This is a genomic window from Kytococcus sedentarius DSM 20547 (assembly GCF_000023925.1).
Taxonomy (GTDB): Bacteria; Actinomycetota; Actinomycetes; order Actinomycetales; family Dermatophilaceae; genus Kytococcus; species Kytococcus sedentarius.
On the sequence record NC_013169.1, the window covers coordinates 2,043,903 to 2,065,940 of the forward strand.

The 22,038-nt window shown below is 71.8% G+C and carries 20 protein-coding genes and 2 riboswitches; of the genes, 12 read left to right on the forward strand and 8 right to left on the reverse strand.

Annotation, left to right across the window (positions count from 1 at the left end; translation table 11 throughout):
* Position 1 precedes the first annotated feature (1 nt).
* Positions 2-922, reverse strand: a complete 921-nt coding sequence (locus KSED_RS09605; RefSeq protein ID WP_015779901.1) for a universal stress protein — start codon at positions 920-922, stop codon at positions 2-4.
* A gap of 250 nt (positions 923-1,172) precedes the next feature.
* Here KSED_RS09605 and KSED_RS09610 point away from each other — a divergent pair, with 250 nt between their 5' ends.
* The 6 genes from KSED_RS09610 to thpD all read left to right on the forward strand — a co-directional run bounded on the left by KSED_RS09610 (position 1,173) and on the right by thpD (position 7,090).
* Positions 1,173-2,498, forward strand: a complete 1,326-nt coding sequence (locus KSED_RS09610; RefSeq protein WP_015779902.1) for an aspartate kinase — start codon at positions 1,173-1,175, stop codon at positions 2,496-2,498.
* Between the two features lie 38 nt (positions 2,499-2,536).
* Positions 2,537-3,634 (forward strand): aspartate-semialdehyde dehydrogenase, encoded by a 1,098-nt coding sequence (locus KSED_RS09615; protein WP_015779903.1) that lies wholly within the window; start codon positions 2,537-2,539, stop codon positions 3,632-3,634.
* On the forward strand, positions 3,631-4,152 hold the full coding sequence (ectA, locus tag KSED_RS09620) for a diaminobutyrate acetyltransferase (RefSeq protein WP_015779904.1): 522 nt from the start codon (positions 3,631-3,633) through the stop codon (positions 4,150-4,152). Before KSED_RS09615 ends, ectA begins: the two co-directional genes overlap by 4 nt.
* Positions 4,153-4,210: 58 nt before the next feature.
* Positions 4,211-5,521, forward strand: a complete 1,311-nt coding sequence (gene ectB / locus KSED_RS09625; protein WP_015779905.1) for a diaminobutyrate--2-oxoglutarate transaminase — start codon at positions 4,211-4,213, stop codon at positions 5,519-5,521.
* A gap of 71 nt (positions 5,522-5,592) precedes the next feature.
* Positions 5,593-6,009 carry an ectoine synthase gene (locus KSED_RS09630; RefSeq protein WP_015779906.1) on the forward strand — a complete coding sequence of 139 codons (417 nt, stop codon included), beginning with the start codon at positions 5,593-5,595 and terminating at the stop codon, positions 6,007-6,009.
* A gap of 133 nt (positions 6,010-6,142) precedes the next feature.
* A complete protein-coding gene (thpD, locus tag KSED_RS09635; RefSeq protein WP_015779907.1) occupies positions 6,143-7,090 on the forward strand; it encodes an ectoine hydroxylase in 948 nt (315 codons plus the stop codon).
* Positions 7,091-7,224: 134 nt separating this feature from the next.
* Here the strand turns inward: thpD and KSED_RS09640 are convergent, their stop codons facing one another.
* Positions 7,225-7,803 carry an NADPH-dependent FMN reductase gene (locus KSED_RS09640; protein ID WP_015779908.1) on the reverse strand — a complete coding sequence of 193 codons (579 nt, stop codon included), beginning with the start codon at positions 7,801-7,803 and terminating at the stop codon, positions 7,225-7,227.
* Positions 7,804-8,170: 367 nt separating this feature from the next.
* Between KSED_RS09640 and KSED_RS09645 the strand changes: the two genes are divergently transcribed.
* Positions 8,171-10,396 carry an NADP-dependent isocitrate dehydrogenase gene (locus KSED_RS09645; protein ID WP_015779909.1) on the forward strand — a complete coding sequence of 742 codons (2,226 nt, stop codon included), beginning with the start codon at positions 8,171-8,173 and terminating at the stop codon, positions 10,394-10,396.
* Between the two features lie 119 nt (positions 10,397-10,515).
* Here KSED_RS09645 and KSED_RS15380 read toward each other — a convergent pair whose 3' ends face one another.
* The 3 genes from KSED_RS15380 to thiC all read right to left on the reverse strand — a co-directional run bounded on the left by KSED_RS15380 (position 10,516) and on the right by thiC (position 13,738).
* Positions 10,516-11,103 (reverse strand): MFS transporter, encoded by a 588-nt coding sequence (locus KSED_RS15380; RefSeq protein ID WP_081439826.1) that lies wholly within the window; start codon positions 11,101-11,103, stop codon positions 10,516-10,518.
* Entirely contained in the window at positions 11,103-11,996 is an 894-nt protein-coding gene (locus tag KSED_RS15385; protein WP_237699524.1) for an MFS transporter, read from the reverse strand. Before KSED_RS15385 ends, KSED_RS15380 begins: the two co-directional genes overlap by 1 nt.
* Positions 11,993-13,738 (reverse strand): phosphomethylpyrimidine synthase ThiC, encoded by a 1,746-nt coding sequence (gene thiC / locus KSED_RS09655; protein ID WP_049758523.1) that lies wholly within the window; start codon positions 13,736-13,738, stop codon positions 11,993-11,995. Before thiC ends, KSED_RS15385 begins: the two co-directional genes overlap by 4 nt.
* Positions 13,732-13,841: riboswitch (TPP riboswitch) on the reverse strand. It overlaps the preceding gene by 7 nt.
* A gap of 144 nt (positions 13,842-13,985) precedes the next feature.
* Between thiC and KSED_RS09660 the strand changes: the two genes are divergently transcribed.
* Both KSED_RS09660 and KSED_RS09665 read left to right on the forward strand, forming a co-directional pair.
* The gene (locus tag KSED_RS09660; RefSeq protein WP_015779911.1) at positions 13,986-15,086 is read left to right on the forward strand and encodes a DUF808 domain-containing protein; all 1,101 of its coding nucleotides are present in this window, start codon (positions 13,986-13,988) and stop codon (positions 15,084-15,086) included.
* A 20-nt stretch (positions 15,087-15,106) separates the two neighbouring features.
* Positions 15,107-15,748 carry a mismatch-specific DNA-glycosylase gene (locus KSED_RS09665; protein WP_041290924.1) on the forward strand — a complete coding sequence of 214 codons (642 nt, stop codon included), beginning with the start codon at positions 15,107-15,109 and terminating at the stop codon, positions 15,746-15,748.
* On the opposite strand, the gene KSED_RS09670 is transcribed toward KSED_RS09665, so the two are convergent.
* On the reverse strand, positions 15,720-16,037 hold the full coding sequence (locus KSED_RS09670; RefSeq protein ID WP_015779913.1) for a DMT family transporter: 318 nt from the start codon (positions 16,035-16,037) through the stop codon (positions 15,720-15,722). The two genes, KSED_RS09665 and KSED_RS09670, sit on opposite strands and share 29 nt — an antisense overlap.
* A gap of 14 nt (positions 16,038-16,051) precedes the next feature.
* A riboswitch (guanidine-III (ykkC-III) riboswitch) is annotated at positions 16,052-16,117 on the reverse strand.
* Positions 16,118-16,184: 67 nt separating this feature from the next.
* Positions 16,185-16,955 (reverse strand): SDR family NAD(P)-dependent oxidoreductase, encoded by a 771-nt coding sequence (locus KSED_RS09675; RefSeq protein WP_015779914.1) that lies wholly within the window; start codon positions 16,953-16,955, stop codon positions 16,185-16,187.
* Between the two features lie 153 nt (positions 16,956-17,108).
* Here KSED_RS09675 and KSED_RS09680 point away from each other — a divergent pair, with 153 nt between their 5' ends.
* Positions 17,109-18,263 (forward strand): LLM class flavin-dependent oxidoreductase, encoded by a 1,155-nt coding sequence (locus KSED_RS09680; RefSeq protein ID WP_015779915.1) that lies wholly within the window; start codon positions 17,109-17,111, stop codon positions 18,261-18,263.
* Entirely contained in the window at positions 18,263-18,922 is a 660-nt protein-coding gene (locus KSED_RS09685) for an FMN reductase (RefSeq protein ID WP_015779916.1), read from the forward strand. The genes KSED_RS09680 and KSED_RS09685 overlap by 1 nt, the downstream gene beginning before the upstream one ends.
* A gap of 81 nt (positions 18,923-19,003) precedes the next feature.
* On the opposite strand, the gene KSED_RS09690 is transcribed toward KSED_RS09685, so the two are convergent.
* Positions 19,004-21,640, reverse strand: coding sequence for an ATP-dependent DNA ligase (locus KSED_RS09690; RefSeq protein WP_015779917.1), 2,637 nt, complete (start codon positions 21,638-21,640; stop codon positions 19,004-19,006).
* Between KSED_RS09690 and KSED_RS09695 the strand changes: the two genes are divergently transcribed.
* Positions 21,639-22,025, forward strand: a complete 387-nt coding sequence (locus KSED_RS09695) for an endonuclease/exonuclease/phosphatase family protein (protein WP_169307791.1) — start codon at positions 21,639-21,641, stop codon at positions 22,023-22,025. The two genes, KSED_RS09690 and KSED_RS09695, sit on opposite strands and share 2 nt — an antisense overlap.
* The last annotated feature ends 13 nt before the right edge of the window (positions 22,026-22,038 follow it).

Below are 22,038 nucleotides of genomic sequence, written 5' to 3' on the forward strand. Positions count from 1 at the left end.
CTCAGTGCGTGAGGATGGCCACCGGGCAGTGCGCGTCGGCCAGGACCCCTTGGCTCACCGAGCCCAGCAGGGCGCCGGCGACACCGCCGCGGCCCCGCGAGCCCACGACCACCAGGTCGGCCTCCTTGGAGCCCTCGACCAGGGCCGAGACCGGGCGCCCGTGGACGGCCTGGACCTCCACCTCCACGTCGGCCAGCTCCGGGGTGGCGGCCTTGACCTCGGCGACGACCTCCTGGACCGAGCCCTCGAGGTCGGCCACGATGCCGCGCCACTCCTGGGAGTCCGGCTCGGTGACGACGTACCCGTTCACGACGGCCATGTGCCAGGTGGTGACCGCCCGCACGCGCAGGCCCCACTTGTGGGCGGCGTCCATCGCGAAGTGCAGGGCCTTGGAGCTGTCGCGGCTGCCGTCGACGCCCACCAGCAGCAGGCCACGGGTCTCGCGGCTCACCTCGGGGCCCACGACGACCACGGGGCAGGTGGCGTGCATGGCCACCGTGAGGCTGGTGGAACCCAGCAGGAAACGGGTCAGGCCGTGCTTGCGAGCCGTGCCCACGACGATCAGCTGCGCCTTGTCCTGGGCCTCCAGCAGCGCCTGGCTGCCGGTGTTCCACGGGGCGCTGAAGGTCAGCTCGGGTGCCTCCTCCAAGCCGCCGAGGATGTCCAGCACGTGCTCGTGGACCTCCCGGCCGGCGTCCACCTCGTCGCCCTGCTGGGTGAGCAGGGGCGCGTCCATGCCGAACCCGACCGGCGCGTAGGCGGTGGCCATGGTCTCCTGCGCGTGGATGGCGTGGAGCCCCACACCGCGCCGCAGTGCCGAGCGCGCTGCCCAGCCCACGACCTCGCGGTCGCGTTCGGTGCCGTCCACCCCCACCACCACGACGTTCTCGGGAATGGCCCGTGCTCGGCTGGTGTCGCCCATGACTCCTCCTCGGTGAGATCTGCCCCCAGCCTATTGCCCGGCTCCGCGCGGCACAGCACGGGTCCGGCACACGTGCGGCGCGGGTGCCGGACCCATCGCCGACCGACCCGAGGCGCACTCGTAGCGCCCGTCCTCGCACGGCCCAAAATCCCCCGAACAGATACTCGGTGAAGCAAGAACGTGACATGTGCATGACCCTTCGTTATGGTCGAGCCCCGTCACAGCCCATCACCGATCCCCCGGAGAGTGCATGCCCCTGGTCGTCCAGAAGTATGGCGGGTCCTCCGTCGCCGATGCCGATTCGATCCGCCGCGTGGCGCGCCGTGTGGCCGCCACCCGCGATGCGGGACACGAGGTGGTGGTCGTGGTCTCCGCCATGGGCGACACGACCGACGACCTGATCGACCTCAGCCGCGAGATCACCTCGAGCCCGTCGCAGCGCGAGCTCGACCAGCTCCTGACCGCCGGTGAGCAGATCTCCAGCGCCCTGCTGGCGATGGCCCTGCACGAGTTCGACGCGCCGGCCACCAGCTTCACCGGCCGCCAGGCCGGGCTGCGCACCACCGACTCCTTCGGTGCGGCCCGCATCACCGAGATCAACCCCTCGCGCCTGCGCTCCTCCCTCGATGAGGGGTGCGTCGCCATCGTCGCCGGCTTCCAGGGCTGGACCGCCGACGAGCACACCACGACCCTGGGCCGTGGGGGCTCGGACACGACCGCGGTGGCCCTGGCGGCAGCGCTGGACGCCGACGTGTGCGAGATCTACTCGGACGTGGACGGCATGTTCACCGCCGACCCGCGCGTGGTGCCGACCGCCCAGCGGATCGACTTCCTGACCTACCCCGACGCCACCGAGCTCGCGGCGCACGGGGCCAAGATCCTGCACCTGCGCGCCGTCGAGTTCGCCCAGCGCCACGGCGTGCGCCTGCACGTGCGATCGAGCTTCACCGAGCAGCCCGGGACGTGGGTCGCCGCCTCCCGGGAGGACCTGCCCGCCGGGTGGGCCACGACCCGCACCGACGAGACCACCGACCCCCAGCAGACCGAGGACAACCCCATGGAAGAGCCGCTCATCCAGGGCGTCGCCCACACGCGTGACCAGGCGATGCTGACCGTCGTGAACATCCCCGACAAGCCGGGGCGTGCCGCATCGATCTTCGCGGCGCTCTCCCAGGCCGTCTCCGTCATCGACGTGCTGGGCCAGACCCACACGGCCCGGGAGAACGGCCTGGTGGACTTCTCGTTCGCCCTGCCCACCGAGGACGCCGAGCGGGCGCGCACCGCGCTGCTCGAGATGCAGGACGAGCTGGAGTTCACCGACGTTTCGGTGGACGAGGGGGTCGGCAAGATTTCCGTCAGCGGCCACGGCGTGCGCTCGAACGCGGAGGTCCCCGCGCAGCTGATGCGGGCGCTGGCCGACGCGGGCATCACGGTGAACATGTTCACCACCTCCGAGGCCCGCATCTCCGTGGTCGTCGCCGACCACCAGGTGGAGGACGCCGCCCGCGCCATCCACTCGGCCTTCGGCCTGGACGGCGACACCGAGGCGGTCGTCCACGCGGGCACCGGTCGATGAGCCCGGACCCCGTGAACCCGACTCCCCAGGAGGACCCCGTGAGCAACTCCCCCCGCCCCACCATCGCCGTCGTCGGCGCGACCGGGCAGGTCGGCACCGTGATGCTGAAGCTGCTGACCGAGCGCTCGGTGCCGGTCGGCACGCTGCGCCTGTTCGCCTCGTCCCGCTCGGCCGGCAAGGTCATGGAGTGGACCGACGGGCAGGGCACCACCCACCAGATCACCGTCGAGGACGTGGCGGCCACCTCCACCGAGGACCTGCGCGGCATCGACATCGCCCTGTTCTCGGCCGGCGGCAGCACCTCGAAGGAGCACTCCCCCCGCTTCGCCGAGGCCGGCGCCGTGGTCGTGGACAACTCCTCGGCCTTCCGCCGCGACCCCGAGGTGCCGCTGGTGGTCAGCGAGGTGAACCCGCAGGCCGCCACCGAGCGCCCCAAGGGCATCATCGCCAACCCCAACTGCACCACCATGGCCGCGATGCCGGTGCTCAAGGCCCTGCACGACGCCGCCGGCCTGGCACGTCTGCAGGTGGCCACGTACCAGGCGGTCTCCGGCTCCGGCCTGGCCGGCGTGGACGAGCTCGCGGGCCAGGTGCGCGCCGCGACCGGCGCCGGCGAGGGCGCGCTGGAGTCCCTGGTGCACGACGGCCACGCCCTGGACGCGGAACTGCCCGAGCCCTCGGCGTACGCGGCCCCCATCGCGTTCAACGCGCTCCCGCTGGCCGGGTCGGTCGTCGAGGACGGCTCCGAGGAGACCGACGAGGAGCAGAAGCTCCGCAACGAGTCCCGCAAGATCCTGGGGCTGCCCGACCTGCTGGTCTCCGGCACCTGCGTGCGCATTCCGGTGATGACCGGCCACGCGCTGGCGGTGCACGCCCAGTTCGACCGCGCCATCGACGCCGAGGAGGCACGGACGCTGCTGCAGGAGGCCCCGGGCGTGCAGCTGGCCGACCTACCCACCCCGCTCGAGGCGACCGGCATCGACGACGTCCTGGTGGGCCGCGTGCGCGCCGACCAGTCCGTGCCCGACGGCAAGGGCCTGGTGCTCTTCGTCGCCGGCGACAACCTCCGCAAGGGTGCGGCCCTGAACGCTGTCCAGGTGGCCGAGGTCCTCATCGAGCAGGGGGTGGGCGCATGACGAGCGACGCGCAGCCCACGGGTGCGGACGCCCAGCCCGCGGTCACCTTCCGCGCGGCAACCCTGGACGACGGCGCCGCCATGTGGCGGATCGCCCGGGACAGCCAGGTGCTCGACGTCAACACCTCCTACGCCTACCTGCTCATGGCGCGGGACTTCGGCGCCCACAGCGCCGTGGCCGAGGTGGACGGCGAGATCGTCGGCTACTGCATGTCCTACCTGCGCCCGCAGGACCCGGACACCGTCTTCGTATGGCAGATCGCCGTGGACGCCTCGCAGCGGGGCCGCGGCCTGGCCGGGCGGTTGCTCGATGCCGTGGTGGACGCCACCGGCGCCCGCGCCCTGGAGAGCACGGTGACGACGGACAACGACGCCTCCAACGCGCTGTTCGCCCGCTTCGCCGAGCGCCGCGGCGCGACCGAGACCGTCACCGAGTTCATCACCCGCGACCACTTCCCCCCCGACGACGTGCACGACGCGGAGCTGCTGCACCGCATCGAGCCCCTGACGCCGGCCTGACCGGGCGGGCCCCTGACCCCATCACCGTGAACAACCCCCTCTCGAGGAGGACCTGACCATGAGCGAGACCCAGACCACTGCGACCGCCGGCTCCACCGAGCACCGCGACGGCGACACCAGCATCTTCGGCGCCCGCGAGTCGTCCGTGCGCTCCTACTGCCGCCAGTGGCCGGTGGTGTTCACCACCGCCCGCGGCGCGCACCAGCAGACCGAGACCGGCGAGGAGTACCTCGACTTCTTCGCCGGCGCCGGCGCCCTGAACTACGGGCACAACAACCCCGCCATCAAGGGCGCGATGATGGACCACCTGGCGCAGGACGTCGTGATCCACTCGATGGACATGCACACCCCCGCCAAGCGGCACTTCCTGGAGGTGCTGACCTCCCACGTCCTGGAGCCGCGCGGCATGGACCACAAGGTCCTCATGCCCGGCCCGACGGGCACCAACACGGTCGAGGCGGCGCTGAAGGCCGTGCGCAAGGCGACGGGCCGCAGCGAGGTCGTGGCCTTCACCAACGGCTTCCACGGCATGACCCTGGGCTCGCTGTCGGTGACGGCCAACAAGATGAAGCGCGCCGGTGCCGGCGTGCCGCTGACGGACACCCAGCAGGTGGCGTACGACTCTCACACCCCGTCCGATGGCGACGACTTGGTGGACCTCGACCAGCTCGACGCGCAGTGGGCTGCGGCGAGCACCGAGGACCTGCCCGCGGGCGCCATCGTGGAGCTCGTGCAGGGTGAGGGCGGGCTGAACGCCGCCTCGATGGAGTGGGTGAAGAAGCTGGCCGACCTCTGCGCCAAGCACGACGTGAAGCTGATCGTCGATGACGTGCAGGCCGGCTGTGGCCGCACCGGCACCTTCTTCTCGTTCGAGCCCGCGGGCATCACGCCGGACGTGGTGTGCCTCAGCAAGTCGCTGTCCGGCCTGGGGCTGCCGTTCGCCATCACGCTGATCCGCCCCGAGCTCGACCAGTGGACCCCGGGCGAGCACAACGGCACCTTCCGCGGCTTCACGCCCGCGTTCGTCACCGCCGCCGCTGCCATCGAGAACTACTGGGCCGACGACGCCTTCGGCGCCGAGGTGCGCGCCAAGGCCGAGCGTCTGCACGAGGGCCTGGCGACGATCGCCGCGAACGCCTCCGGTTCTGCCGAGGTGCGGGGACGCGGCCTGATGTGCGGCATCGCCTTCGAGGACCCCGAGGCCGCGGGCAAGATCGCTGCGGCCGCGTTCGAGCGCCACCTGATGGTGGAGACCTCCGGCCCGTCCGACGAGGTCGTGAAGCTCCTGCCGCCGCTGACGGTCACCGACGAGGAGATCGACGAGGCGCTGCGGATCCTCACGGAGTCCGTCGCTGCCGTCGGCGCCTAACGGCCCCAGCGAGGGCCCGCCCCACACCCCACGAACCACTGACACACAGAGCCTGAGAGAAGGAGACACACATGAAGGTCATGCACCTGGACGAGCTGAACGGCACCGAGAACGACGTCGAGCACGGCAACTGGCGCTCCCGCCGGTTCTTCCTGGCCGACGAGGGCGTCGGCTTCAGTTTCCACGTCACGGTCCTGAAGGCCGGCACGAGCACGGACATGTGGTACGCCAACCACGTGGAGTGCGTGTACGTCTACCAGGGTTCCGGCACGCTGGTGAACCGCGACACCGGCGAGGAGCACGAGCTGCGCCCCGGGACCATGTACCTGCTGAACGACTCGGACAAGCACACCCTCATCGCCGATGAGGACGTCCACTGCACCTGCGTGTTCAACCCGCCGGTGACCGGACGCGAGGTCCACGACGAGAACGGCGTGTACCCCCTGCTGGACGCTGAGGGCAACCGCCTGGACACGCCCAAGGCCTGAGCTGGACGGGACCCATGGGGTCCTCATTCCTGCTGTGGAGGGAGTCGCCCCGCGCGGGCGGCTCCCACCACGGCACCCGCCGAAAGGAACGACCCACGGATCGCACCACCGCGTGCACACGAGGAGGTTCAACGTGACCACCACGAGTGTCAAGCCCATCGCACCATCCGCCCGGCCGGGTGACACGGCCGAGCCCCACGACCGGTACCCCACCCGTACGGGCGATCGCCCCGCGGTCCTGGAACGCACTGACCCGGTCGTGGTGGGAGGCCCGGATGACGGCCCCTTCGACGGACGCGAGCTCGACCACATCGAGACCGCGGGCTACGCCCAGGTGCCGGAACTGTTCTCCCCTGTCGAGATCAACCGCATGCGCGAGGAGTTGGACGTTCTCTCCCGGGACGAGCACGTCTTGGCCGACGAGCGCACCATCACCGAGGCCGGGAGCGGACAGCTCCGCACGGTCTTCGAAGTGCACCGCTCGAACGAGTTGTTCCGCTCGGTGGCCCACGACCCGCGACTGGTGGCCCGGGCCGAGCAGGTGCTCGGCGGGCCGGTGACCATCCACCAGAGCCGGGTGAACTTCAAGCCGGGCTTCGCGGGCAAGGAGTTCTCGTGGCACTCGGACTTCGAGACCTGGCACGCGGAGGACGGGATGCCCACCCCGCGGGCGATCAGCGTCTCGATCGCCCTGACCGACAACCACACGTACAACGGCCCGCTGATGATCATGCCGGGCTCGCACCGCCACTACGTGTCGTGCGTCGGTGAGACACCCGAGGACAACTACAAGTCCTCGCTGGTGATGCAGGGAGCCGGCACGCCGGATCAGGACGTCCTCACCCGCATGTACGAGCGCCACGGCATCGACGTGCTGACGGGCGCCGCCGGTGGAGCCACCTGGTTCGACTCGAACTGCATGCACGCCTCGAACGGCAACATCACCCCCGCGCCCCGGTCGAACGTTTTCATCGTGTTCACCGCGGCGGACAACCAGTGCGGTGAGCCCTTCGCAGCGCCTGCCCCCCGCCCGGAGTTCCTGGGCGCACGGCGGGAGCGCGAGATCCTGACGACGCGGTGACAGGTGGCCCGCCCGTGGCTGGTGCTCCCACCCGCGACGGGTGGACCACCAGCCGCTGGTGGGAGCACCCCGTGCGGGCTCCGGCTCCCGTGCGGGGCGGGCGGGCGCTCGACCCGATCGCCCCGGGCCCGCCGTCAGCCGCGGTGCTGCTGCGCAAGGCGGGTGAGGTCCTCGAGCTCCTTGAGCATGCCGCGCACACCGTCGGCCACGGGCTTCGGCGGCTCGACGGAACCGTCCTCCTGCAGGGAGTCGAACAGCGGGAGGGACACCTGGTTGCGGGCCTGCAGCATGTTCGCGTTGGCCACGATCCCCCGCCAGTGCTCCACCGCGCGGGCGCCCGAGAGCGCGCCGTAGCTGACGAAGGCGATCGACTTCTTCACCCACTCGACGTAGAGGACGTCGAAGGCGTTCTTCAGAGCAGCAGGCACCGAGTGGTTGTACTCGGCCGTGATGAAGATGTACCCGTCGAACGTGGCGATCTTCTCGGCCCACGTGATGGTGGCGGGGTTCTCGTACTCGCCGTTGGCCGCGCCGGGAACCGTGGGCTCGCTCAGCAGCGGGAGGTCGAACTCGGCCAGGTCCACCAGCTCGTAGGTCACATCGTTCGACTCCGAGCCCTCCTGGTGAGCGGTCACCTGGTCCATGAACCAGGTAGCGACCTTCTCGCCCTTGCGGCCGGGACGGGTGCTGCCGATGATCACGCCAATGCGCATGGATTCTCCTCAGAAGAGTCTCGGGGGGGATTGCGCGCCCACGATACGCACCCGCTGGGTGACGCGTCACCTCAGCCGTGCGCGAGCACGCCCAGGGGGGGTGCTCACCCCGGAAGAGTTCGAGACGCTCCACAGGCGTCACCCGAGAGCCCGAACCCGCACAGTAGCGGCAGAGAATCCGGGCCGATTCACCCCGTCCAACCCCCACCTGACCGAACGCCAGAGACCCCCACGAGGCCGCGCACCACCCCACGACTTCGCACCAGCCACCCCCCACCACTTAGGCTGGAGGCAAGACGGCACCCACCCCCCAGCGCGAGGGCGCTGACGCGTGGGTACCCATCCGAGACGAGGGAGAACACCCCAGATGGCCAAGATCAGTTGGACCCGCACCGATGAGGCGCCGCTCCTGGCGACCTACTCGCTCAAGCCGATCGTGGAGGCCTTCGCCACCACGGCCGACATCGACGTCGAGACCCGTGACATCTCTCTGGCCGGTCGCATCCTGGCGCAGTTCCCCGAGCAGCTCTCCGAGGACCAGCGCGTCGAGGACGCCCTGGGCAACCTCGGTGACCTCGCCAAGACGCCCGAGGCGAACATCATCAAGCTGCCCAACATCTCCGCCTCCGTGCCGCAGCTCAAGGAGGCCATCACCGAGCTGCAGGGCCAGGGTTACGCCATCCCGGACTACCCCGAGGACCCGCAGACCGACGAGGACCGCGCCGTCCGCGCCACGTACGACGCCGTCAAGGGCTCCGCAGTGAACCCCGTGCTGCGCGAGGGCAACTCCGACCGCCGCGCCCCCCAGGCCGTCAAGAACTTCGCCCGCAAGCACCCGCACTCCATGGGCGAGTGGTCGGCCGACTCCCGCACCCGCGTGGCCACCATGGGCGAGGACGACTTCGCCTCCCACGAGAAGTCCGTGGTCATCAAGGGCGACGACACCCTGACCATCCAGCTGGTCGACGACTCCGGCCAGACCACCGTGCTCAAGGACGGCATCACGGTCCTCGACGGCGAGGTCGTGGACGCCACCTTCCTGGACGTCAAGGCCCTCAACACCTTCCTCTCGGAGCAGGTGGAGCTCGCACAGTCCGAGGACCTCCTGTTCTCCATCCACCTCAAGGCCACGATGATGAAGGTCTCCGACCCCATCATCTTCGGCCACGTCGTGCGCGCCTTCCTGCCGGCCGTCTTCGCCGAGCACGGCGATGCCCTCCGCGAGGCCGGCCTCTCCCCCAACGACGGCCTCGCCGCCATCCTCTCCGGCCTGAAGAACCTCCCGGCCGAGACCGCCGATGCGGTGCAGTCCAGCATCGACCAGGGCCTCACCGACGGCCCCGACCTGGCGATGGTCGACTCGCGCAAGGGCATCACCAACCTCCACGTGCCGAGCGACGTCATCATCGACGCCTCCATGCCGGCCATGATCCGCACCAGCGGCCAGATGTGGAACAAGAACGACGAGCAGCAGGACACCCTCGCCGTCATCCCCGACAGCTCCTACGCCGGCGTCTACCAGACCGTCATCGAGGACTGCCAGGAGAACGGCGCCTTCGACCCCACCACCATGGGTTCGGTTCCGAACGTCGGGCTGATGGCACAGAAGGCCGAGGAGTACGGCTCCCACGACAAGACCTTCGAGGTGCCCTCCAGCGGCACCATGCAGGTCGTCGACTCCTCCGGCGAGGTGCTGCTGCAGCACAAGGTCTCCGCCGGTGACATCTGGCGCGCCTGCCAGACCAAGGACGCCCCCATCCGCGACTGGGTGAAGCTGGCCGTCAACCGCGCCCGCGCCTCGGAGACCCCCGCCGTGTTCTGGCTGGACTCCGAGCGCGCCCACGACGCGCAGCTCATCAAGAAGGTCGAGAAGTACCTCACCGAGCACGACACCGAGGGCCTCGACATCCGCATCATGGCCCCCGAGGAGGCGACCCAGTTCTCGCTGGACCGCATCCGCAAGGGCGAGGACACCATCAGCGTCACCGGCAACGTCCTGCGTGACTACAACACCGACCTCTTCCCCATCCTGGAGCTCGGCACGAGCGCCAAGATGCTGTCGGTGGTGCCGCTGATGAACGGCGGTGGCCTGTTCGAGACCGGCGCCGGTGGCTCCGCCCCGAAGCACGTGGACCAGCTGGTCGAGGAGAACCACCTGCGCTGGGACTCCCTGGGCGAGTTCCTGGCCCTGGCCGAGAGCCTGGACCACGTGGCCGAGCACGAGGACAACCCCAAGGCCCGCGTGCTGGCCGACGCCCTCGGCCGCGCCACGGAGACCCTGCTGGACGAGGGCCGCTCCCCCAGCCGCAAGGTCGGCGAGATCGACAACCGCGGCAGCCACTTCTACCTCGCCCTGTACTGGGCCAGGGAGCTGGCCGCGCAGTCGGAGGACGCCGAACTGGCGAAGACCTTCGGCGCCCTGGCCGAGAAGCTGGGCGCCCAGGAGCAGCAGATCGCCGACGAGCTGCTCTCCGCCCAGGGTGACGCGGTCGACCTCGGTGGCTACTACCACCCGGACGACGCGAAGACCGCCGCCGTGATGCGCCCGTCGACGACCTTCACCACGATCATCGACGAGTTCGCGCAGGCCTGACCCGCCCGGCCCCGACCGCACCGGGCCCATCGACCGCTGGCCGCGCTCCCTCCTGGGGGCGCGGCCAGCATCGTCCTCGGACCCGATGGGGTGAGCCGCGCCCCGGGCAGGGCTGACGCTCAGGGGGAGGTCGCGACCTCCTCGACCGAGCGGTGCAGCTCCGGGGGTCGGAGCGCCGGGCCGAGCAGCCCGCACCCGGCCACCAGCAGCCCACCGACCGCCAGGACCGCCATCTCCGCAGGCCGCTCCCCGACCACGCCCTGCACCCACGGCAGCCACACCGGCCAGAGCGCGGGCAGGACGATCGAGAGCGAGTACGCCGTCCCGTACCCGGTGGACCGCACCTCTGCCGGCCAGCGCTCCGACAGGTAGGCGCCCACCGGCCCGTAGGCGGTCACGGTCACGACCTGGAGTGCCACCACACCAGCAGCCACACCCCAGGCGCCCGCGGCACCGCCGGCACCCGCCAGCGTCAGCCACCACAGGACCGGTGCCGCCACGGCCGTCACCAGCCCGGCCCCCACGAAGAACACCCGCCGGCCAGCCAGCGTCGACAGGTGCCCGGTCACCGACATTACGAGGGCCTGCGCCACGGCCGCGGCCGCCATCACCAGCGACACCTCACCGGCACCCAGGCCCAGCTCGGTGCCCAGCAGTCCGGTCATCGCGATGACCACCATGTTCGTGAGGCACCACAACCCGGTCATCAGGCCGAAGACCTGCCAGAGGACCGCGCGTGCCGCCCGACGAGCAGCTCCACCAGCCCGGGGCGCCGCACGGCAGGACGACCACCGCCATCCACCGCACCCGCTTGCCCACCCGCACCCACCGCCACTGCTCCCCCGTGCGCGGTCGCCACCTCCCGCCGCCGCGCGGCCCCGGGCTCGTCCACCAGGCTCCGCGCGTAGTAGAGGTACACCCCCAGCGAGGCCACCGCGCCGGCGCCGAACACCACCCGCCACCCCCACTGGGCGTACTGCTCCGGGCCCAGCAGCCACAGCAACCCGGCCGTGCTGCCGGCGATCGCGGCCTGGGCCCACGGCGCCATCGCCATGATCAACCCCGAGACCAGCCCTCGCCGCCGGGGTGGGCTCCACTCCATCGCCAGCGGGATCGCCGCGGTGTACTCCCCGGCGAGGAACACGCCCCCGAGGAAGCGCAGCAACAGGATCACCACCACCGACGCGATCCCGATGCTCGCGTGCGAGGGCACCACCGCGATGCCCGCCGTGCACGCCGCCGTCCCCAGGATGGCCACCCGCGTGGTCGCCGTCCGCCCCACCCGGTCGGCCAGCGGGCCGAACACCATCGCCCCCACCGGCCGGCCCAGCAGGGTGGCCACGACCACCCAGGAGCCCACCACCGCGAGCGCCCGTTCCCCCGCGATGGTGGGCAACGCCGGTGCGAGCGCCACCAGCGGCAGGAAGATGTGCACCTGGTCGACGAAGTTGCCGAACACCCCGGCCCGCAGCGCCGCCCGCCCCGGGGCAGGGGAACGCGGCGCACCCACGGGGCGGGGCCGTCGCCCCGACGACCGACGCGGGCGCGCCGGGCCCGCCGCCCGGGACGCATCCCGGGCGGCGAGGGCCGTGTTGCTCACGGCCTGGTGCTCAACTCGACGAACACCGGCTCGCCGACGGCCGCGGCACCCGCCTCGGCGGCCATCTGCCCGCCGTAGGCCTCGTTGATGTCACGACTGATCCGCATCGAGCAGAACTTCGGCCCGCACATCGAGCAGAACTGCGCGTTCTTGGCCGGCTCGGCCGGCAGCGTCTCGTCGTGGAACTCCTGCGCGGTCACCGGGTCCAGCGCCAGCGCGAACTGGTCGTGCCAACGGAACTCGAAGCGCGCCTTACTCATGGCGTCGTCCCAGTCCCGGGCCCGCGGGTGGCCCTTGGCGACGTCCGCGGCGTGCGCGGCGATCTTGTAGGTGATCACCCCGGTCTTCACGTCGTCCCGGTTCGGCAGGCCCAGGTGCTCCTTCGGCGTGACGTAGCAGAGCATCGCCGTGCCGTGTTGGGCGATGGGGGCCGCCCCGATGGCACTGGTGATGTGGTCGTAGCCCGGCGCGATGTCGGTGGCCAGCGGGCCCAGCGTGTAGAAGGGCGCCCCGTGGCACCACTCCTGCTCCAGGTCCACGTTCTCCTTGACCAGGTGCAGCGGCACGTGGCCGGGGCCCTCCACCATCACCTGCACGTCGTGCTCCCAGGCCCGCTGCGTCAGCTCGCCCAGGGTGCGCAGCTCGGCCAGCTGGGCGGCGTCGTTCGCGTCGGCCAGCGACCCCGGCCGCAGCCCGTCGCCCAGCGAGAAGGCGACGTCGTGCGCGGCGAAGATCTCACACAGCTCGTCGAAGTGCTCGTACAGGAACGACTCGCGGCGGTGGGCCATGCACCACCCGGCCATGATCGACCCGCCGCGGGAGACGATGCCGGTCACACGCCCGGCCGTCAGAGGCACGTGCCGCCGCCGCACCCCGGCGTGCACGGTCATGTAGTCCACGCCCTGCTCTGCCTGCTCGACAACCGTGTCGCGGAAGACCTCCCATGTGAGCTCCTCGGCCACGCCGTCGACCTTCTCCAGGGCCTGGTAGATGGGGACCGTGCCGATCGGCACCGGGGAGTTGCGCAGGATCCACTCCCGCGTGGTGTGGATGTCCTCCCCGGTGGAGAGATCCATCACCGTGTCGGCGCCCCAGCGGGTGGCCCAGGACATCTTCTCCACCTCCTCGGCGATCGAGGAGGTGACGGCCGAGTTGCCGATGTTGGCGTTCACCTTGGTGAGGAAGGCCCGGCCGATGACCATCGGCTCGGACTCGGGGTGGTTCACGTTCGCCGGAATGATGGCGCGCCCCGCCGCCACCTCCGAGCGCACCAGCTCCACCTCGCAGCCCTCGCGCAGGGCCACGTACCGCATCTCGGGGGTGATCTCGCCCCGGCGGGCGTAGTGCAGCTGCGTCACCGTCCGGCCCGGCTGCGCGCGCCGCGGCTCCTGCACCCGACCCCGCCACGCCTGCGAGGGCTCCCCGCGCCGCAGGGCCGAGCGCCCGTCGTCGGCGAGGTCACGCTCCCGCCCGGCATGGGTCGCGGTGTCGCCGCGCGCCTCGATCCACGCCTGCCGCACCGGTTCCAGGCCCACCTGCGGGTCGGACCCCGGCCCCATCGTGCGGTACACGACGAAGTCCTCGTTGGGGCTGCCGTCCGGGGAGTCGTGCTGGCTGATCGCCGTCATCGGCACGGTCACCTCCCCGTCGGTCACGGTCACCAGGCGGTGCTGGGGGTGATTCTCGGGGTGCTGCTCGAGGCGGGCCTCGCACTGCTGGTCGGTCTCATGGGTGCACGACATCGTCGTCCTCGCTTCCTCCGCCGGTGCTAACCGGACAGGTTCGAACGGTCCGGACGGCAACAGTCCGCTCTCAGCTCGTGCCCGAGCTCCCGTGGGGTACGCCACACACCCTAACCACGCCGATGCGGTGAGCCCACCCGGGTGCGTCGCCTCCTCCTCGCCCCTCGGCCAACGATGCCGACCAGCCTGCTGCCGCTAGGCTGTCCCGGCCCCCTCACCTCACCCCACCCCAGCCCGGAGGTTCCCCATGGCCGGCGGACTCGCTGCCCTGCTCGACGACATCGCCGCCATGGCGCGCCTGGCCGCGGCCAGCGTGGACGACGTGGCTGCCGGCGCGGCCAAGGCCAGCACCAAGGCGGCCGGCGTGGTGGTGGACGACGCCGCGGTGACCCCGCAGTACCTGGAGGGCGCGGAGCCCAACCGTGAGCTGCCGATGATCTGGCGCATCGCCAAGGGGTCGCTGCGGAACAAGGCGATCATCGTGCCGGTGCTGCTGCTCCTCAGCCAGTTCGCCCCCTGGATCCTGACGCCCCTGCTGATGCTCGGCGGCACCTACCTGTGCTTCGAGGGCGCGGAGAAGGTCTGGGAGAAGATCTCCGGCCACGGTGACGACGGCAAGGCCGCCGACGAGCGCTCGGAGCAGGACGAGGAGCAGGTGGTCAAGAGCGCCATCACCACCGACTTCGTGCTCTCCTGCGAGATCCTGGTCATCTCCCTCAACGAGGTGACCGACCAGTCCCTGCTGAGCCGCGGACTGATCCTGGTCGTGGTGGCGCTGCTCATGACCGTCGTGGTCTACGGCGCGGTCGCCCTCATCGTGAAGATGGACGACGTGGGCCTGCACCTGGCCAAGAAGAACGATGAGGGCTCGGCGGGCCACAAGCTGGGCCGCGGCATGGTCAAGGCCATGCCCACCGTGCTGGACATCATCGGCTTCGTCGGGATGCTGGCCATGCTCTGGGTGGGTGGCCACATCATCATGGTCGGCATCGACGAGTACGGCCTGAGCGCCCCCTATGACCTCGCCCACCACCTCGCCGACATGGTCGCGGGCACCCCCGTGATCGGTGGCCTGCTGGCCTGGCTCGCCGACACCCTGGTGGCGATGGCGCTGGGCCTCGTCTGGGGCGCGATCATCGTGGCGGTGCTGCACGTGCTGCCCTTCGGCCCGTTCGCCCACGAGGTGGAACACGGCAAGCACGGCAGCGGATACCGTCGCGACGAGAAGGCCAAGGACGCCGGGCGCGAGCCGGCCCACGCAGCAGCCGGCACCGGCACCGGCACCGGCACGCAGCTCACGGACGACGAGGCCTCGGCCGACGGCGCCACCCGGGCCCCGCAGGGCTGACACCGGTGCATCCTCCCGTCGTGCCGCGGCGCCCGTCCCCCCTGGGCGGGCGCCGTCCGCATCGTGACGAGCTGGCCCGGTTCGCCAACGAGACGGTAGACGACGTGCTGCACGATGCGGTGCGACTCCTCATCGTGGGCGTGAACCCAGGGCTCTGGACGGCGGCGGTCAACGCCCCCTTCGCCCGCCCGGGCAACCGCTTCTGGCCGTCGCTCCACCGAGCGGGCCTGACCGACCGCCAGCTGGACGTGACCCACGGGCTGTCCGATGCGGACGCGGCCCACCTGCGCGAGCGCGGCATCGGCATCACCAACCTGGTGGCCCGGGCCTCGGTGCGCGCCGACGAGCTCGGCGCCGAGGAACTGCGTCTGGGGCACCACCGCCTGGAGGGCCTGGTGCAGGGACTGCACGCCGGCACGGGGCGGCTCCCCGTGGTGGCGGTCGCGGGGATCACGGCCTTCCGGACGGCCTGGGGCGACCGCCACGCCCAGCTCGGCCGCCAGGAGGGGCGGGTCGCCGGTGCTCCCTTGTGGGTGGTGCCCCAACCCAGCGGGCTCAACGCGCACGAGAACATCGACACCCTGGCCGACAAGTGGCGCCAGGTGGCCGCCGAGGTCGACTGGCCGGCGGGCCTCAGCCGTCGACGACCTTCAGGCCGATGACGCAGCCGATAAGGCCCAGCAGGAGCAGCAGCTTGGCGATGCTGAACGGCTCCTCACCGGTGGCGACGGCGTAGGCCACGGTGGTCGAGGCACCCACGGCCACCCACACGGCGTAGGCGGTGCCGGTGGGCAGGTCCTTCATCGCCCACCACAGTCCGCCGAGCGAGACGGCGCTGCCGAGCACGAAGGCCGTGATGGCCCCGACGCTCTGCGGTCCCTCGATCTTCCCCAGGGCGGTGGCCCAGACGGCCTCGAACATCCCCGAGAGGATGAGCACGATCCACGCCATGACAGACACGCTCCTCGTGGTCGTCTTTGCGCGTGACCGGGTACGACCACCCTCGTCCGGGAGCCGGTTGGGCCCACGGGAGGCTAGCAAATTCCCCACGTGCAGGGCCCCGCGCCGCTGTGGCCGCGGGGGCCCTGCACGGTCAGGTCACGGCGAGGTGTAGCCGCCGTCGACCAGGTGGTAGCTGCCGGTGATGAAGGACGCGTCGTCCGAGAGCAGGAAGGTCACCAGGTGCGCGACCTCCTCGGCCTTGCCCAGCCGCCCGATGGGGTGGAGCGCCACCAGGCCCTCGCGGGCGCTGTCGTCCATGCCCTGGAGCAGCGGGGTGTCGATGTAGGCCGGACCCACCGCGTTGATCCGCACACCACGCGGCCCGTAGTCCACGCCAGCCTGCTTGGTGAGCCCCACCACGCCGTGCTTGGACGCGGTGTAGGCCGAGTTGCCCACCCCCGTGGCCACGGTGCCGTGGATGGAGGCCATGTTCACGATGGAACCGCCGCCGGCTGCCTCGATGGCGGGCAGCTCGTAGCGCATGCCGTAGAGCACGCCGTTGAGGTTGACGTTGATGACCTTCAACCAGTCCTCCGGGGCGAGCTCGCCGGCCGGGTCCGTGGTGCCCCCGATACCGGCGTTGTTCACCGCGTGGTGCAGCCCGCCGAAGGTCTCCACGGCAAAGTCCACCGCTGCCTTGTTGGCGTCGGGGTCGGAGGCGTCCTGCTCGAACGGGGCGGCCTCACCGCCGGTGGAGGTGATGCTCTCGGCCACCCGCGTGGCCGCGGCGAGGTCGATGTCGGCCACCACGACCTTGCAGCCCTGCCGGGCGAGGTCGACGCAGCACGCCTCCCCGATGCCGGAACCACCCCCGGTGACCAGTGCCACCCTGCCCTCGAAACCTGCATACACCGTGTGCTCTGCCATGGCCGTCCTCCTGGTTGCGGTGGCGCGGGGTGCACCACCCTCACCACCCGGTCTACCGCCTCATCGCCCCGCGCACAAGTGCCGGGAATAGTCAGGCCGGCCCACCTGTTACCTGACACGTCACCTTTCCTCCACCCGCCCGCCAGGAGCGTCATGCAGTTCGGCATCTTCACCATTGGGGACGTCACCACCGACCCCACGGCCGGCCGCACCCCCACCGAGAACGAGCGCATCCGCAACACGGTGGAGATCGCCCTCAAGGCCGAGGAGATCGGCCTGGACGTCTTCGCCACCGGTGAGCACCACAACCCGCCGTTCATCGCGCCGGCCAACCCGCCGATCCTCATGGCGGCCATCGCCGCGCAGACCAAGCGCCTGCAGCTCACCACCGCGACCACCCTCATCACCACCAACGACCCGGTGCGCCTCGCCGAGGACTACGCCTACGTGCAGCACCTCTCCAGCGGCCGCGTCGACCTGATGCTGGGCCGCGGCAACACCGGCCCGGTCTACCCCTGGTTCGGCAAGGACATCCGCGAGGGCGTGAACCTCGCCATCGAGAACTACGCCCTGCTGCACAAGCTGTGGCGCGAGGAGGAGGTCACCTGGCAGGGCCGCTACCGCACGCCGCTGCACAGCTTCACGGCCACCCCGCGCCCGCTGGACGGCATCCCGCCCTTCGTGTGGCACGGCTCCATCCGCTCGCCGGAGATCGCCGAGCAGGCCGCGTACTACGGCAACGGGTTCTTCGCCAACCACATCTTCTGGCCGGCCCACCACACCCAGCAGATGGTGGAGCGCTACCGCCAGCGCTTCGCCCACTACGGCCACGGCACCCCCGAGCAGGCGATCGTCGGCCTGGGCGGCCAGTTCTTCATGCGCCGCAACAGCCAGGACGCCGTGCGCGAGTTCCGCCCGTACTTCGACAACGCGCCGGTGTACGGCGGGGGCCCCTCGCTGGATGAGTTCTCGCGCAACACGCCGCTGACCGTCGGCAGCCCGCAGGAGGTCATCGAGCGCACCCTGTCCTTCCGCGAGTACGTGGGCGACTACCAGCGCCAGCTCTTCCTCATCGACCACGCGGGGCTGCCCCAGAAGGTCGTGCTCGAGCAGCTGGACCTGCTCGGGGAGATCCTGCCCACGCTCCGCAAGGAGTTCGATGCGGTGCGCGCCCCCGGCGTGCCCGACGCCCCCACCCACGCCGCCGCCCTGGCCGCCGGCCGGGGCACGCAGGCCGCAGCCACGCCCGCCACGGACCGCTGGACCGGCACCCGGGCGGAGGACCACAACACCCTGGAGGCCGACTGATGACCCACCTCGCCGTCGTGAGCGCAGGGCTGCGCTCCCCCTCATCCACCCGCACGCTGGCCGACCGTCTCGCCGAGGCGAGCGAGCAAGCCCTGCCGGGTCCGGTCGAGACCACCGTGGTGGAGGTGCGCGAGCACGCCCACGCGATCGCCGACGCGCTGCTCACCGGGTTCACCAGCGACGACCTCGAGGCGGCGCTGACCGCCGTGCAAGAGGCCGACGCCGTGATCGTGGTGACCCCCACCTTCCAGGCCTCCTACGCGGGACTGTTCAAGTCCTTCGTGGACCTGGTGGCCCCCAACACCCTGCGAGGGACCCCCGTGCTCCTGGCCGCCACCGGCGGCTCCGAGCGCCACTCGCTGGTGGTCGAGCACGCCCTGCGGCCGCTGTTCTCCTACCTCGGAGCGGCCACCGTGCCCACCGGCGTCTACGCCGCGACCGCGGACTTCGGCGACGGCACCCTCGCCCTGGACCGCCGCATCGACCGGGCCGCCTCCGAGCTCGCCGCCCTGACCGCCGGGCCCGGCTCCGGCCGGGGACTCAGCGCCGCGGCGAACGTCTCGGACGACCCTCTGACCGAGGCCCGGCGCACGCTGGGCCGGGCCAGCGGCAGCGACATCGGGGACTTTGGCGACGTGCTGCGCTCCCTGGGCCAGTAGCGACCCGCCACACATCATCGACGACCGCCGGCCCCGGCACGGTCGTCATCGGCGTCGAGGCCGCCGGCCGTGGCTGGGGCGCTACACCTCCCATCGGACCTCGCCGGCCTCCTTGTCCGGTCGCCACCCCCGCCAGACCGCCTGCCGCACCCGCTGGTCGCGCGTGCGCCCGGCCAGGGACACCTCGCCCACCAGCCGCGGCGTCACCCACCAGGCGTCCGTGCGGTCGGCCGCCGGCACGTCGTCCACCGGGGGCGTCTTGCGCTCGATGCGGCGCAGCGTCTTCTCGATGTCGGCCAGCTGGGCGGCGCTGAAGCCCGTCCCCACCCGGCCGGCGTAGCGCAGTTCGCCCTCGTCGTCCCCCACCGCCACCAGCAGCGACCCGATGCCACCGGACCGGCCGCCGCGCCCCTGCCGGACCCCGATGACGACCACCTCCTGGTGGCGTTGCGTCTTGAGCTTCACCCACGCCGAACCGCGCTGGCCGGGCAGATAGACCGCATCGACCCGCTTGGCGACGACCCCCTCCAGCCCCAGCCCCCGGCTCGCCCGCTGCGCCTGGGCGAGGGTGCCGGTGTGGGCCGGCGGCACCGACACGGCATCGCCACCAGTACCCAGCACCTCGCGCAGGAGCTCGCGTCGTTCACCCCAGGGGATGCGCAGCAGGGAGCGCTGCCGGTCCTCCGGGTCCCCGGGCGCGCCGAGCTGCAGCAGGTCGAAGACGAGATAGCGCAGCTCGATGGGGTCGCCGGCCGCGTTGACGCCGGGCCCGTCGCCGAGCGCCGCCTGCAGCAGACCGAAGTCGGGGCGGCCCCGGTCGTCCAACGCCACCAGCTCGCCATCGAGGACGGCCCCGCCCCGCTCGGCCGCCTCCCCCCGCAGCAGCCGGGTGAGTTCGACGGCCGCGGGGAAGGTGTCGGTCAGGTCCTTTCCGTTGCGGCTGGCAAGCACGACGGCGCCCTCGCGCTCGGCACCGGCATCGGCATCGGCATCGGCATCGGCAGGACCCTGCCCCGCCGTCCGGACCCCCGCGACCACGCGATAGCCGTCCCACTTCATCTCGAACGCCCACTCCTGGCCGCCGGCCACCGCCCGCTCCACCTGCTCCGGGGTCCCGGCCGTGGCCGCCATCGCCGCCGGCAGGTCGGCCACGGTGAACCCCGGCGCGGGCCGCCGGCGCAAGGCCCTTCTGGCGGTGCGCGAGTCCGACCGGTCAGCACGGGACCGGCTCGGTGACGGTGCCGCCGTCACCTCCTCGGGGGAACCGTCTTGGGGATGCCCCGCCCCGGGCTGCTCGTCGGTGAGGCGCAGCAGCCAGTTGCGCTCGCTGCCCATGCCGGTGGCCTGGATGAGGGCGAACCGGCGTGGCACCCCGCCGAGCCCCCCATCGGGGCGGCCGTGCAGGACGGCGATCACCTCCTTGCCCTCCCGCCACTTCTTGCGCTCGTAGGTGCCCGCGTCCCAGATGGTCACCTCGCCGGCGCCGTACTCCCCCGCGGCGATGGTGCCCTCGAACGTGCCGTACTCCAGCGGGTGGTCCTCGGTCATGACCGCCAGCCGGTTGGTGTCGTGCTCCAGCGGCGGCCCCTTGGGCACGGCCCAGGAGACCAGCACGCCGGAGTGCTCCAGCCGGAAGTCCCAGTGCAGGCTGCTGGCGTGGTGCTCCTGGATCACGAAGCTCGGCAGCTCCCCGTCCGGCGCCTCGCGCTCCCGCGGCGGGTCGGCCGGCACCGGCTCGGCGGTCCGGTCGGGGTCCCGCATCGAGCGGTAGGTCCTCAGCCGGTCGGGCGCCGGCGACGACACCTCGCCAGCACCCCCGGGCCCCGTGCCCGCCCCCAGGCTCGCGACGGGGTCGATGCCGTCCGCGACCCGGTCGAGCACCTCATCGAGCTCGAGCTGCGCGAGGCCCGGGTCGTCGAGCTCCTCCCACGTACGGGGGGCGGCCACCGTCGGCCGGGCGCGGCCGCGCAACGAGTACGGAGCCACGGTGGTCTTGGAGGCGTTGTTCTGGCTCCAGTCCAGGAACACCTTCCCGGCCCGGCGGGCACGCTTCATGGTGGAGACGACGAGGTCCGGGTGGTCGGCCTCCAAGGCCCGCGCGAGCTCGTGGGCGACCGCCGAGACCGCCTCGGCATCGTGCGTCCCGTCGAGCGCGGCGTACAGGTGGATGCCCTTCGACCCCGAGGTCACGGGGAAGGCCTCCAGCGCCATGCCGTCGAGCACCTCGCGGCACCACCGCGCCACCTGGGCGCACTCGGTCAGCCCCACCCCCTCGCCGGGGTCGAGGTCCAGCACCAGCCGGTCGGGGCGGCGGGGCTGCCCGTCGGGCCCGAAGCGCCACTGCGGGGTGTGCAGCTCCAGTGCCGCCACCTGGGCGAACCAGGCCAACACCGCCGCCTCGGTGGCCAGCGGGTAGGAGTTCGCCCGGTTGGCGTGCACGATCCGCCCGGTGGGGATCCAGTCCGGCGCCGAGTCCTCCAGGTCCTTGCGGAAGAACACCTCCCCCGGGTCGCCCTCCGTGCCTACCCCGTCGACCCAGCGCTTGCGCGTCACCGGACGGCCCGCCAGCTGCGGCAGCAGGACCTCGGCCACCGACAGGTAGTAGTGCACGACGTCGGCCTTGGTGGTGCCCGCCTCGGGGTAGAGCACCTTGTCCAGGCTGGAGACCGAGAGGGTGCGCTCGCCCACGCGGACGGTCCTGCGCTCGCTGCGGGCCATGCGGGTCCTCTCCACGGGGGGGCGTCCCTGCGAGGGTAGTCGCGGGACCGGGCGCTCGCCCGGGCTGGAACGGAGCCCGACGCGCGGCAGGACGGCCGTCGTGATGGGGGACGCGAACTCCCGCCCCGGCTCGGCCACCTGGGACGAGCTCACCCGCGGTGGCGGGCCGCAGGACGCGTGGGCGTTGGGGCGGCGGCTGACCCCGCCCTGGGGGACGGTGAGCAGCTACCGGCAGCCCCGCATCGGCCGGCGGATCGACTGGATGGTGGTGGGTCACGGCATCGCGGTCGAGGGGGTGGGGGTCAACGCCGCGCGCCCGGGTGGGGTGGCCGGATCCGACCACGAGCCCGTGCAGGCCGTGGTGACCCTGCACGACGACCGCTGACGCCTGGCGAGCG